The sequence below is a fragment of the Flavobacterium luteolum genome (genome assembly GCF_027111275.1).
GTDB lineage: Bacteria > Bacteroidota > Bacteroidia > Flavobacteriales > Flavobacteriaceae > Flavobacterium > Flavobacterium luteolum.
Genome location: NZ_CP114286.1, coordinates 457,626 through 470,152, shown reverse-complemented (window position 1 = coordinate 470,152; position 12,527 = coordinate 457,626). Strand labels below are relative to the sequence as shown.

Sequence of the window (12,527 nt, the reverse complement as noted above, 5' to 3'; positions counted from 1 at the left end):
AGGTGCTAAGGTTCTAAGATGCTAAGCTACTAAGTTTTGAAACCTGAAACCTGAAACAAAAACAAATAAAAAAAGAAAAAATGTATATACCTTTTGAAAATTTACCAGGTGAATCTAGAGTCTGGATTTACCAGTCGAACAGAAAATTTTCTGAGGAAGAGTTTTCTGAAATAGAAACGGACTTAAAAGCTTTTGTAGAACAATGGGCTGCACACGGCACAAGTCTAGAAGCTTCGTTTTTATTGAAATATAATCGATTTATAATATTGGCAGTAAATCAAGATGTACAAGCTGCTACAGGTTGTTCTATTGATAGTTCTGTTGAATTTATTCAAAGTTTAGAGAAAAAGTATAATGTTGATTTGTTAGATAAAATGAATGTTACTTTTAAACTAGGCGAACATATTGCACACAAACCATTAATTGATTTCAAGAAAATGGTAAAAGATAAGTCAGTTTCTGAGAATACAATTGTTTTCAATAATTTGGTAAATAATATCGAAGAATTCAACGAATCTTGGGAAGTTCCTGCTGCCGATAGCTGGCACAGTAGATTTTTCTAATAGTATTTAAGATATATTTAAAAGGCATAAAATGTAGATTTTATGCCTTTTTTTTATGGTTTAAAGTTTTATTAAGTTTCAGGTTTCAAGTTTGAAACTTTTCGGGTTTCGTTGTATAAAGAACTTTGTTAAAGTTTTAAACTTTGACAAAGTTGGACAGGGCCAATTCTTATGGAAACAAAAACGTCTAATCTAGCCCCGATGGGAGCGGTATCTCCCGATTTAGAAAAACAAGGCTTTTTCAGCCGTAGTTTTTGTTAATCGGGAATTTAGCGGACAACGGGACTGCAAGTTGTTTTAACCGATATTGTTCTGCTTCTATAAAATATTTATCAACCAGAGTTAATCTAATTTTGTCAAAAATCTAACAATTTAAACGGTTAATTAAACGCTATTTTTGAGTATTTTCGTAGAATTAAATTTAATCCATGAAAATAGCAATTGTCTGTTATCCTACTTTTGGAGGTAGTGGTGTAGTAGCCACTGAGTTAGGTCTCGAATTAGCCAGAAGAGGACACGAAATACATTTTATTACATATAGCCAACCAGTAAGATTGGCACTTTTGAATCCGAATGTTCATTATCACGAAGTAAATGTTCCGGAGTACCCTTTGTTTCACTATCAGCCGTACGAATTAGCGCTATCGAGCAAATTGGTCGATATGGTTAAATTGTATAAAATAGAGCTTTTGCATGTGCATTACGCCATTCCGCATGCTTATGCAGGTTATATGGCAAAACAAATGCTTAAAAACGAAGGAATTAATCTTCCGATGATTACAACGCTTCACGGAACTGATATTACACTTGTTGGAAATCATCCGTTTTATAAACCTGCGGTGACTTTTAGCATTAATAAATCAGATTATGTGACGTCAGTTTCTCAGAGTTTGAAAGATGATACTTTGAAATTGTTCAAAATCAAAAATAAAATTAAGGTGATTCCGAATTTTATTGAATTGGACAAAGTCAAAAAAGATCCAAACGCGCCTTGTCACCGTTATGTAATGGCGAATGAAAACGAACGTATTATTACGCATATTAGTAACTTTAGAAAAGTAAAACGAATTCCAGATATCATTAAGATTTTCTATAATGTTCAGAAAGAAATTCCAGCTAAACTGATGATGGTTGGAGACGGACCTGAAAAAGAAAAAGCAGAAATTTTATGTCAGGAATTAGGTATTTTAGACAAAGTCATTTTCTTTGGGAATAGCCACGAAATTGATAAAATCTTATGTATGACCGATTTGTTTTTGCTTCCTTCAGAAACTGAAAGTTTTGGTTTGGCAGCATTGGAAGCAATGGCATGCGGTGTTCCTGTAATTTCAAGTAATTCTGGTGGACTGCCTGAAGTTAATTTTGATGGCTTTTCTGGATACTTAAGCAATGTTGGAAATGTTGAGGAAATGGCACAAAATGCATTAAAGATTCTAAAAGATGATGCGGTTTTGAGTCAGTTTAAAGCAAATGCTCTGGAAGTGGCAAGGAAATTTGACATTAAAAACATATTGCCTAAATATGAAGCTTTATACCAGAAAGCGGTTGATGATTACAAATTGGAGAAGCACTAATTAAAAAAGATAAAATGAAAAAGGTAATTTCTGTTTTAGCGATTTTTGTTTTGGTTTCGTGTGGAGTGAAGAAAGTTGAAAATTCAAATGCATTGTACGAAGTTTTAACAACGCAATCGGACGGTGGAGGAAATATTAAATTTTTCGAGATTTTAACTGAGCCGAATGAAATTAAAATGCTTGAAAATGATCCGCTTTTGGCTGATAAAATGAAAGAACCAAATATTCATGATTATAATTATGTGATTTTGAATATGGGTGAAAAAAACACAAGCGGTTATAGTATTGATGTTGAAAAAGTCGAAGAAACAGATAAAAATATCATTATAACTGTAAAAGAAAACAGCCCTGCAAAAGACGCAATGACCATGCAGGTTATTTCATATCCTTATACCGTTGTGAAAATCCATTCTAAAAAACCGATTATCATTAATTAAGAGCTAAGTGTTTTGAAGTAATAAAAAAAAGCCTGTCGCTTTTAAACGACAGGCTTCTTCTTACAATTATTTTTTATTTTTAGTTAGAATCTAAATTTAACTCCTAAACCAACATCAAATCCAAAATTGTCATCGTCATAATATCCTGAACCAATTTCTGGTCTTGCGTCTAATGATAAAGTAAGAGGCACTTCTTTAAATCTATATTCTATACCGATATCTCCAGCTGCAAAAACATAAGTTCCGCTATCGTTATATTTGTAGTTGTTATTGTAGTAATCGTGATCCCAAGCAGCTAGTCCACCTCCGACACCAGCATACCAGTTAAAACCTCCGTCGATATTCCAAACCCATTGGTAAAGAGCAACTCCTTTTATAGCGTCTACATCACTGCTGTTTCTCCATCCTAAATCAAATTCAAGTCTGTTTTTTTGATTTAATCCTAATTGGTATGATATTTCTCCTCCAAATCCGTTGTTGTCGCCCAAACGTAATCCTAAAGCGTGTTTTGAAATTTCTTGTGATTGAGCCGTAAATGCTAAACCAAGAAGCATAATGGCAGATAAAAGTATCTTCTTCATAAAAGTGGTAAATTAATTTTTTTCAAATGTATTATTACAGTCAGATAGAGAACGTATAATATTTTTGAAAATTGTTATATAATTTACATTTTTAGAAATTTGAAGCGTTAAAATTCTTAAAAAAAAACTGTTTCTGAGCGCTCTATTTTAGTATTATCGAAGAAATTAGCTGAGAAGTGAGAAGATCTTCCATTTCTAATAGATTTTCTTCTTCCGCAAAATTACTGGCTTTATAAGAAAACAGTTTCCAGCGTTTTTTATGATATTCTAAAGCGGTTAAGTTTTCTACCCAGTCACCAGAATTGAGGTATAGAGTAGAACCGTGTTTGTTTTCTTTTGTTACGATTTTTGGTTCATGAATGTGTCCGCAAATAACATAATCGTAATTTTTTTCTATGGCTAGATCGGTTGCAGTAGTTTCGAAATCAGAAATAAATTTTACTGCTTTTTTAACGCTTGCTTTTATTTTTTTTGAAAAAGAATAAGGTTCACGTCCTAATTTCGCCAGACACCAGTTGGCAAATCGGTTTGTTAAAATCAGATAATCGTAACCTAATCCGCCTAGTTTCGCAATCCATTTTGAGTGTTGTACAGAGGCATCAAAAACGTCTCCGTGAAAAATCCAGGCTTTTTTATCATCCAATTCTAAAACCAATTTATCAACAAGGGCAAAATTTCCCATATTCATATCACTGAATTTTCGAAGTATTTCGTCATGATTTCCAGTAATATAATACACCTTTGTTCCTTTAGAGGCCATTCCAATAATACGCTGAATAACTCGTAAATGTGCTTTTGGAAAATAAGATTTACGAAACTGCCAAGCATCAATTATATCACCATTTAAAACTAAAGTTTTGGGTTTAATGCTTGAAAGATAGTTGTTTAGTTCTTTTGCGTGGCTTCCGTAAGTTCCTAAATGAACATCAGAAAGAACGACCAATTCGACATTTCTTTTTTTCAATTTTTCTTGATTTGAAGTTTTACAAATGAAAGAAAGTTTGTGAAATTTGAGTTTATTAAAAGGTTATTAAAAAGAGGATAATTTTACCAAATTGTGATTTTTATCCCATTTAATGTTTCGTTAATAATACCAGTTTTAAATTTTTTAATTTAATTCATAAAACTTACATTTGCTCAAAACAAAACACAATGGCAGGAAACAGCTTCGGCATACTATATAAAGTAACTACATTTGGAGAATCTCACGGTGAAGCTTTAGGCGGAATTATTGACGGATGCCCTCCAGGAATACAATTAGATTTTGAAGCAATTGAAGTAGATATGGCTCGTAGAAAGCCTGGTCAATCAGCAATTGTTACACAAAGAAAAGAACCAGACAGCGTTCAGTTTCTATCTGGAATATTTGAAGGAAAAACTACTGGAACTCCAATCGGTTTCATTATTCCAAATACCAATCAAAAATCAGACGATTACTCTCATATAAAAGATAACTATAGACCAAGCCATGCTGATTATGTTTACGATCAGAAATACGGTTTTCGCGATTATCGCGGTGGCGGAAGAAGTTCTGCAAGAGAAACAGCAAGTAGAGTAGTAGCGGGTGCAATTGCAAAGCAAATGCTTCCTGAAATTAAGATCAATGCTTATGTCTCTTCTGTTGGTCCAATTCATTTAGAAACACCTTATCAGGAATTGGATTTTTCTAAAATTGAAAGCAATCCAGTTCGTTGTCCAGATGAGAAATCTGCGGCAATTATGGAAGAATATATTCGTGACATCCGTAAACAGGGAGATACTGTTGGCGGAGTTGTAACTTGCGTAATTCAGAATGTTCCAATTGGCTTAGGAGAGCCGGTATTTGATAAACTTCATGCAGAATTAGGAAAAGCAATGCTTTCTATTAATGCGGTAAAAGGTTTTGAATACGGAAGCGGTTTCTCTGGTTCTGAAATGAAAGGAAGCGAACATAACGATTTATACAATCCTGACGGAACTACAAAAACAAATCTTTCTGGCGGAATCCAAGGTGGTATTAGTAACGGAATGGATATTTATTTCAGAGTTGCTTTTAAACCTGTTGCAACTATCATGCAGACTCAAGATTCTTTAGATAATAAAGGAAATATTACACCAATGACAGGAAAAGGACGTCATGATCCCTGTGTAGTGCCTCGCGCAGTGCCAATCGTAGAAGCGATGGCTGCAATTGTTTTGGCAGATTTTTATTTAATCAACAAAACATATTAATAAAAGGTAAGACAGTGAGGGTCTTATATTTTAATAATTAAAAAATAATTTAATGCAAGAAGTTACAGAAACTAAAAAACAATCATTTTTTTCGGGATTAACAGGGCAGATTATAATTGCGATGGTTCTTGGAGCCATTTTAGGAATTATATTGCATAATACCATTTCACCTGAAGCAGCGCAGGCATTTAGCAGTAAAATAAAAATGCTGGCCACCATCTTTATTCGTTTGGTGCAAATGATTATTTCTCCATTGGTTTTTACAACTTTAGTGGTTGGAATCGCGAAATTAGGTGATATTAAAACTGTTGGAAGAATTGGAGGAAAAGCTATTGGGTGGTTTTTTACAGCTTCATTTATTTCTCTTCTAATAGGATTGTTTTACGTAAATGTTTTACAGCCAGGTGTTGGTCTAAAACTGGATCACGTTGATATGGCAGCAGCTTCTGAAGTTACTGGTAAAACACAAAACTTGTCTTTTGATAATTTTGTTGAACATATCGTACCAAAAAGTATCGTTGAAGCAATGGCAACGAATGAGATTCTGCAAATTGTAGTTTTCTCAATTTTCTTCGGATTGGCAGCAGCTTCTTTAGGGCCTACTGTAAAGCCGATAATTGGTGCTTTCGATAAATTGTCGCACATCGTTTTAAAAATGGTAAACTACGTGATGAAATTTGCGCCAATTGGAGTTTTTGGAGCAATTGCTGGTGTGTTTGCGATAAGAGATGCAGAAGAATTGGTAATTACTTACTTTAAATTTTTCGGTTCGTTTTTAATTGGTATTAGTACTTTATGGGTTATTTTAATTGCCATTGGATATATTTTCCTAAAAGGAAGAATGACTGAATTATTAAGACGTATTACTGGGCCTTTGGCTATTGCTTTTGGAACAACAAGTAGCGAAGCTGTATTTCCTAAATTGACAGAAGAACTAGAAGCTTTTGGAGTAAAAGATAAAATCGTTTCTTTCATGTTGCCACTTGGATATTCATTTAACCTTGACGGAAGTATGATGTATATGACTTTTGCGAGTATTTTTATTGCTCAATTCTACAATGTACATTTAGATTTAGGAACGCAAATGGCAATGCTTTTAGTTTTAATGCTTACTAGTAAAGGTATTGCAGGCGTGCCGAGAGCAAGTTTGGTTGTAGTGGCTGCAACTTGCGGTATGTTTGATATTCCGATTGAGGGTATTGCGTTGATTCTTCCAATTGACCACTTCTGCGATATGTTTAGAAGTGCTACTAATGTATTAGGAAATGCATTAGCGACTTCTGTTGTAGGACAATGGGAGGAAAGAAAAGAATAAAAATAGTACTGAGATTTTAATTTTTTATCTTAGTTATTGAAATAATATTTGAAAAGCTGTATTTTTTTATGAAATGCAGCTTTTTTTTATTTTAAAGTGTATATTTGATCAAATTAGCCGATTAATGCCCCACAAACGGATTTTTTTACTTTTTCTATTGGTTCTGAATTGCCTTGCCAATTCAGCAATCGCGCAATCTAATTGTAACCTCGATCCTAAAATTGAGAAGAATGTAAAGAAAGCGCTTTTAAATTTTAGAGAATCCAATTTCGAAAAATCACTTATCTATTCTAGAGTTGCCCTTAATGCCGCGACAGCAATAAAAGATTATTGCCTTACGGCTCGCTCGTATAATATTATAGCTGCCAATTATAACGAATTGGAAGAGTATGATAAAGCCATTTTTTTCTATAAAAAAGGTTTGTATTATGCTAATAAAACTACTAACGATTCTTTAAAATGTAACCTTTATAATAATTTAGGGAACATGTATTGTTTTGGGAAAGAACAATTTGATGAGGGAATTCGGAGTTATAAAAAAGCAGTAGCTTACGCTTTGAAAATAAATGATTTAAAAGAGGTTTATTTTACAAACGTAAATATTGCATGGGCTTATTTTGATATCGGAAATTACAATCAGGGATATCTATTTTTAAAGTATGTAAATAGTACTAAAATAAAGTACAACGACGAGTCAACTGAGGTTATTGTTGCTATGTTGAATGGTATTTACTCTAGCTATAAAAATGATAATAAGGAAGCCAATGCTTATTTTTTGAGTGCTATTGAATCAGGCAAAAAATGTCAGGAGAAATTAGATCTGTCACGTGCTTATTTAGAATATTCACATTTTTTAAATAAAACCAACAGACATAAAGAAGCTTATGATGCACTTGTTAAACATTATGATATTTCAAATAATCTTTACGATGTAAAAAAAATTAAAAAGGCATCTCAAGCTGGTTTAAGTTTAGAATTGGACGAATATAAAAGGCAGATTGACAAAGTTGAGGGAGAAAAAGTAGAACAATCTCAAAGTTTAAGGAAATCAAAAATTATTGTGATTCTCTTTGTTTTGATTTCACTGATTCTTTTAATTTTGATTATTACGCTAATAAAGAACATTCGATACAAGAAAAAACACAATTTAGAACTTCTTAAAGCGAAAGAAATTGCAGAAGAAGCCTCTTTGCTTAAAACGCAGTTTATATCGACTATAAGCCACGAATTACGCACTCCGCTTTATGGTGTGGTTGGAATTACCAATATGCTGCTCGAAGAGCATAAAGAAATTTCAAGAAGTCAGCATTTAAGTTCCCTTAAATTTTCTGCCAGATATTTACTATCTCTTGTAAATGATATTCTGCAGATTAACAAAATTGAAGAAAACAAAATTGTTCTTGAAAACCTGACTTTTAATATTTCTGATGAAATTACGGTAATTAAAAACTCACTTTCTTTTCTTTCCCAAAAAAATAATAATAGAATTTCTACCAATATAGACTCACATATTCCTGAGTATTTAATTGGAGATAAACTTCGTCTTGCTCAAATTTTAATGAACTTGGTAAGCAATGCATTGAAATTTACTAAAGATGGACAAGTTGAAATTAATGTAAAGCTGAATAAAGTAGAAGGGAAGCTGTATTATTTGGATTTCTTAATTAAAGATAATGGTATCGGAATTGCGGTTGCAGATCAGAATAAAATTTTTGAGAAGTTTGTTCAAGTTGGCAGAAGAGACGAAGATTATCAAGGTACAGGTTTAGGGCTTAGTATTGTAAAAAGATTGTTAGGGCTTTTTGGAAGTACCATCACATTGGATAGTGATCTCGGAAAAGGAACTGCGTTTTCATTTACAATTGCTTTTGAACACGATTTAGCGAAAACTAAAAGTATTATTAATGAAATAGAAGTTGATCTGACTTCAAGTGAAATTTATAAAATTTTAGTTGTCGAGGATAATCTTATCAATCAGCTTGTTACGAAGAAAATTATTGAAAAGAATAATTATTCTTGCAAGGTTGTAGATGACGGTTTTGCAGCACTTAAAATTTTAGAAGAAGAAACGTTTGATCTGATTTTAATGGATATTAATATGCCTTTAATGAACGGATTTGAAACTACCAAACGAATACGTCTTCAAGGTATAGAGACCCCAATTGTAGCCTTGACTGCTTTTGATAAAGATGAAATTACAGATGAAGCGATTTCATCTGGAATGAATGATATTATTATTAAACCTTTTGAACCGGTTAAATTGTTTAAAATAATTAATTTCCTTATAAAAGAAAAAAACGCTGTTTAGTACCAGCGTTTTTTGTTCTTCTTAGCGTTTGTTGATTTTCTCGATTTGTGAGCACCGCCGCTTCTGTTTGAGCTTTTAGGCTTCTCTCCAGCTTCTGGACTTCCAGAATGCCATTGATACGGATGATCTGCAATTGTTTTTACATCAACTTTTATTAGTTTCTGAATGTCTTTCCAATATGGAAGTTCGTCTTTTCCGCAGAAAGAAATTGCAATTCCGCCGTTTCCAGCACGTCCTGTACGGCCAATGCGGTGAACATAAGTTTCTGGAATATTTGGCAAATCAAAATTGATTACATAAGGCAATTGCTCGATGTCAATTCCTCTTGCAGCAATATCAGTTGCAACTAGAACACCAACTTCTTTATTTTTAAAAGCGTCTAGAACTCTTTGTCTTGCATTTTGTGATTTGTCTCCGTGAATTGCTTCTGCAGGAATATCTTTTTTGCGAAGTGCTTTTACAACATTGTCTGCACCGTGTTTTGTTCTAGAAAAAACAAGCACGTTTGATAAATTTTCTTCTTTAATTAAAGTATAAAGCAAGTTTCTTTTTTCTGTTTTATCAACAAAATAAACACGCTGCTCTACATTTTCTGCAGTAGATGAAACGGGAGAAACTTCTACTTGCGCTGGATCTTGAAGAAACATTTCTGCCAGTTCGCGAATGGCGATTGGCATTGTTGCAGAGAAAAGTAAAGTTTGTCTGTTTTTAGGCGTAAGCTTTACGATTTTCTTTACATCGTTTATAAAACCCATATCTAACATCTGATCGGCTTCGTCAAGCACTAAAGTGTGCAGATGGTTTAGATCAAGAAAACCTTGCTTATGAAGGTCAAGCAAACGTCCTGGAGTGGCAATTAAAACATCGACTCCGTTTTTTAAAGCATCTACTTGGGGATTCTGAGAAACTCCTCCAAAAATAGTCAGCTGTGTTAAATTGGTATATTTTGCGTAAGTGTCAAAGCTTTGCCCAATTTGTACCGCCAATTCACGAGTAGGTGTAACCACAAGCGCACGAATAACTTTGGCTTTTTTTGATGAACCTACAATACGATGTAATTGGTGTATGATTGGAATAGCAAATGCTGCCGTTTTTCCTGTTCCTGTTTGCGCACAGCCAATTAAATCACGGCCTTCTAAAACAACCGGAATTGCTTTTTCTTGAATTGGGGTCGGATTTAAATAGCCTTCTTCAAATACGGCTTTTTGTATACTTTTTGAAAGTGATAGATCTTCGAATAACATATCTTGGTGATTAACTATTTTAGTTTTAAGTCTAAAATGCCGTGCAAAGATAGGTTTATTCAGTCAATCGTTTGTTTGAATTGGCTTTTATTTGGCAAAAACCAATTTGTTATACTCGCAATTGGCTTTTTAATATCAGTCTTTTTCTATGTTTGCTTTGACAAAATCGGTTACTAGATAACCAATTAGTTTACCTATTAAGTTATTGTTCGGAGAATTGTCTAAATCTGGCGCGCCTTCGCAAATATGCAAATAAGCTGCATTTTTATGTTCACCAAAGAAAGAAACAAATTGTCTTAATTCTTCAACCGAAAATCCGCTTATTGTCATGGCACTGCTGGCAATATTCGGAATTGCATCTAGGTCGATTTCGATTCCAAAAGCATCATTTTTGATAAAATCCAAAGCTGTAATCATTTCGCGATTAAAGTCTTTTTCTTTTCTAATATTGATGCTATCGTAAGTATTATAGCGAACACGGTCTTCCAGTTTTTTTATAATATCTAAAACGCTTTTTGAAGTGTAGTTTTCGTGAAGTCCAAAAATGAAATATTTCTTTAAAAAACCTTCTTCATAAGCATAAGAAAAGCCATTTCCGCTATGACGGCCTTCTAAAATCCTGAAATCAGAATGGGCGTCAAAATTTACGGCGTTTACAGGTTTCCCCTTCGCAAGAGCGGCACCTTTAATATTTCCGTAGGCATTGTTATGGCCGCCACCAATAATTATGGGTATTTTTCCCGCTTTAATTATTGTAAAAATAATATGAGATACTTCTTTGTCTATTTTTTCAACTAGCTGACTTAATTTTGAGCGATCATCAATGTCATTAAAATCAAGATTTTCGACATCGCGCATTTCTTGAGAAACATTAATTTGACCCAAGACAATAATGTTGCTGCCTTTGCAAAATCTATTATGCTGAATATTGGCAATACTTTTTATCGCAGACTGCCATGCCGAAGCAGCTCCAGGTCTTCCGTAATTGGCGCGTACTCCAATATCTTCTGGAATTCCTAAAAGCACATAGTTTGCTTCGCTTTCTTTAAGAAAATTAACTTTGTCAACTCCTGGCGGAATGACAATCATCTTTTCTCCAAACTTTATTTCACCACTTCTATGATTTGTGACTTTTGCTAAATCATTTATAGTGAAAGGGATTAATTTTTCCATGAAAAAAATTTATTTTCCAAAAATAATATAATTGTAGAAACTTACGTTATTACCTTATATTAATTCTTAAATTTGTTATTAAAGAAAATTATTTAAATATGGAAAACCCAAAGAACAACAATTCAAGTCTAAAGGCGGTAATCGCAGTTTTAGCAGTCCTACTAATCGGTAGTTTAGTGTATATTTTTAAATTATCTTCTGATACAGAGGTAGTTAAAACAGAGCTTACAACAACTTTGACAGAGAAAGAATCTGTAATGAAAGATTTACAGGAGCTAAAAGCGACTTATGATGCAGCAATTGCTGAAAATACTTCTATGTCTGACGAATTAATCCAAGAAAGAGACAAAGTGGTTGCTTTAATGGATGATTTGAACAAGTCTAAAGGAGATGTTTCTAAATACAGATCTCAAGTTCAGGCAATGCAGAGCAAAATGAAAACTCTAGTTGCTGAAAATGATGAGTTGAAAAAACAAAATGGTGTTTTAACTACTCAAAGAGATAGTACTATTGTAGTTTTAGGAGAATCTAAAAAATATAATGAAGTATTGGTTGGTCAAAACGAAGAATTGGCTAAAACTGTAGAAAAAGGTTCTAAATTATCAGTATTAAATACTAAAACTTCGGCTTACAAATTGAAAAGCTCTGGTAAACAAATCGAAACTGATAAAGCAAGCCGTGCTGATGTTTTGAAAGTTAGTTTTACAATTGCTGAAAATCAAATTGCAAAATCTGGAGACAAAACGTATTATGTACAAGTTATCGATGCTAAAAACAATGTTTTAGGCGAAAAGAAAACAGAAAGTTTTGGTGATAACTCATTAACTTACAGCTTCAAAACTACAGTTAAATATGAAAATAAAACGGTACAAGTAAGTGAGGATCTTCCAGGAAAAGATTTTGCTAAAGGAACTTACTTTATCAATGTTTTTGATAACGACGAATTGGTTTCTAAAACTAGTTTCAGTTTAAGATAATTTGCCAAAGGGATAAAATACCACTTAGATATTAAAGGTCTGTGATTTTCACAGACCTTTTTTTATGGGAAAATGTATGGTGGTTTTTTCAATTTAATCTGTATTTATCTGCTATAATCTTTTTACATCTGCGTGAAACATTTT

The 12,527-nt window shown here is 33.1% G+C and carries 11 protein-coding genes; 7 read left to right on the top strand and 4 right to left on the bottom strand.

The window, feature by feature from the left end; genetic code table 11:
• The first annotated feature begins 80 nt into the window (after nt 1–80).
• The 3 genes from OZP10_RS01700 (at nt 81) to OZP10_RS01690 (ending at nt 2,574) form a co-directional block, all read left to right on the top strand.
• Nucleotides 81–563: a hypothetical protein gene (locus OZP10_RS01700; protein WP_057116491.1), complete on the top strand. Its 483-nt coding sequence runs from the start codon at nt 81–83 to the stop codon at nt 561–563.
• 428 nt (nt 564–991) lie between these two features.
• Nucleotides 992–2,137 carry an N-acetyl-alpha-D-glucosaminyl L-malate synthase BshA gene (bshA, locus tag OZP10_RS01695; protein ID WP_095930507.1) on the top strand — a complete coding sequence of 382 codons (1,146 nt, stop codon included), beginning with the start codon at nt 992–994 and terminating at the stop codon, nt 2,135–2,137.
• 14 nt (nt 2,138–2,151) lie between these two features.
• Nucleotides 2,152–2,574 carry a protease complex subunit PrcB family protein gene (locus tag OZP10_RS01690; protein WP_281633225.1) on the top strand — a complete coding sequence of 141 codons (423 nt, stop codon included), beginning with the start codon at nt 2,152–2,154 and terminating at the stop codon, nt 2,572–2,574.
• Nucleotides 2,575–2,657: 83 nt separating this feature from the next.
• On the opposite strand, the gene OZP10_RS01685 is transcribed toward OZP10_RS01690, so the two are convergent.
• Together OZP10_RS01685 and OZP10_RS01680 are read right to left on the bottom strand one after the other, a co-directional pair.
• Complete coding sequence (locus tag OZP10_RS01685; protein WP_281633224.1) at nt 2,658–3,155, bottom strand: hypothetical protein; 498 nt, start codon at nt 3,153–3,155, stop codon at nt 2,658–2,660.
• A gap of 142 nt (nt 3,156–3,297) precedes the next feature.
• The gene (locus tag OZP10_RS01680) at nt 3,298–4,119 is read right to left on the bottom strand and encodes a UDP-2,3-diacylglucosamine diphosphatase (protein WP_202003969.1); all 822 of its coding nucleotides are present in this window, start codon (nt 4,117–4,119) and stop codon (nt 3,298–3,300) included.
• 188 nt (nt 4,120–4,307) lie between these two features.
• Here OZP10_RS01680 and aroC point away from each other — a divergent pair, with 188 nt between their 5' ends.
• The 3 genes from aroC to OZP10_RS01665 all read left to right on the top strand — a co-directional run bounded on the left by aroC (nt 4,308) and on the right by OZP10_RS01665 (nt 8,989).
• Complete coding sequence (aroC, locus tag OZP10_RS01675) at nt 4,308–5,366, top strand: chorismate synthase (protein ID WP_281633223.1); 1,059 nt, start codon at nt 4,308–4,310, stop codon at nt 5,364–5,366.
• A 52-nt stretch (nt 5,367–5,418) separates the two neighbouring features.
• The gene (locus tag OZP10_RS01670) at nt 5,419–6,681 is read left to right on the top strand and encodes a dicarboxylate/amino acid:cation symporter (protein WP_281633222.1); all 1,263 of its coding nucleotides are present in this window, start codon (nt 5,419–5,421) and stop codon (nt 6,679–6,681) included.
• Between the two features lie 124 nt (nt 6,682–6,805).
• Nucleotides 6,806–8,989, top strand: a complete 2,184-nt coding sequence (locus OZP10_RS01665; protein WP_281633221.1) for a response regulator — start codon at nt 6,806–6,808, stop codon at nt 8,987–8,989.
• On the opposite strand, the gene OZP10_RS01660 is transcribed toward OZP10_RS01665, so the two are convergent.
• Entirely contained in the window at nt 8,986–10,233 is a 1,248-nt protein-coding gene (locus tag OZP10_RS01660; RefSeq protein ID WP_281633220.1) for a DEAD/DEAH box helicase, read from the bottom strand. The genes OZP10_RS01665 and OZP10_RS01660 overlap by 4 nt on opposite strands.
• A gap of 135 nt (nt 10,234–10,368) precedes the next feature.
• A complete protein-coding gene (locus OZP10_RS01655; RefSeq protein WP_281633219.1) occupies nt 10,369–11,406 on the bottom strand; it encodes a formimidoylglutamase in 1,038 nt (345 codons plus the stop codon).
• Nucleotides 11,407–11,504: 98 nt separating this feature from the next.
• Between OZP10_RS01655 and OZP10_RS01650 the strand changes: the two genes are divergently transcribed.
• Nucleotides 11,505–12,383 carry a DUF8428 domain-containing protein gene (locus OZP10_RS01650; RefSeq protein WP_281633218.1) on the top strand — a complete coding sequence of 293 codons (879 nt, stop codon included), beginning with the start codon at nt 11,505–11,507 and terminating at the stop codon, nt 12,381–12,383.
• The last annotated feature ends 144 nt before the right edge of the window (nt 12,384–12,527 follow it).

Coding starts and splice junctions, on each gene's coding strand:
- OZP10_RS01700 (WP_057116491.1), top strand. CDS start 81: ATGTATATACCTTTTGAAAATTTACCAGGTGAATCTAGAGTCTGGATT.
- bshA (WP_095930507.1), top strand. CDS start 992: ATGAAAATAGCAATTGTCTGTTATCCTACTTTTGGAGGTAGTGGTGTA.
- OZP10_RS01690 (WP_281633225.1), top strand. CDS start 2,152: ATGAAAAAGGTAATTTCTGTTTTAGCGATTTTTGTTTTGGTTTCGTGT.
- OZP10_RS01685 (WP_281633224.1), bottom strand. CDS start 3,155: ATGAAGAAGATACTTTTATCTGCCATTATGCTTCTTGGTTTAGCATTT.
- aroC (WP_281633223.1), top strand. CDS start 4,308: ATGGCAGGAAACAGCTTCGGCATACTATATAAAGTAACTACATTTGGA.
- OZP10_RS01670 (WP_281633222.1), top strand. CDS start 5,419: ATGCAAGAAGTTACAGAAACTAAAAAACAATCATTTTTTTCGGGATTA.
- OZP10_RS01665 (WP_281633221.1), top strand. CDS start 6,806: ATGCCCCACAAACGGATTTTTTTACTTTTTCTATTGGTTCTGAATTGC.
- OZP10_RS01660 (WP_281633220.1), bottom strand. CDS start 10,233: ATGTTATTCGAAGATCTATCACTTTCAAAAAGTATACAAAAAGCCGTA.
- OZP10_RS01655 (WP_281633219.1), bottom strand. CDS start 11,406: ATGGAAAAATTAATCCCTTTCACTATAAATGATTTAGCAAAAGTCACA.
- OZP10_RS01650 (WP_281633218.1), top strand. CDS start 11,505: ATGGAAAACCCAAAGAACAACAATTCAAGTCTAAAGGCGGTAATCGCA.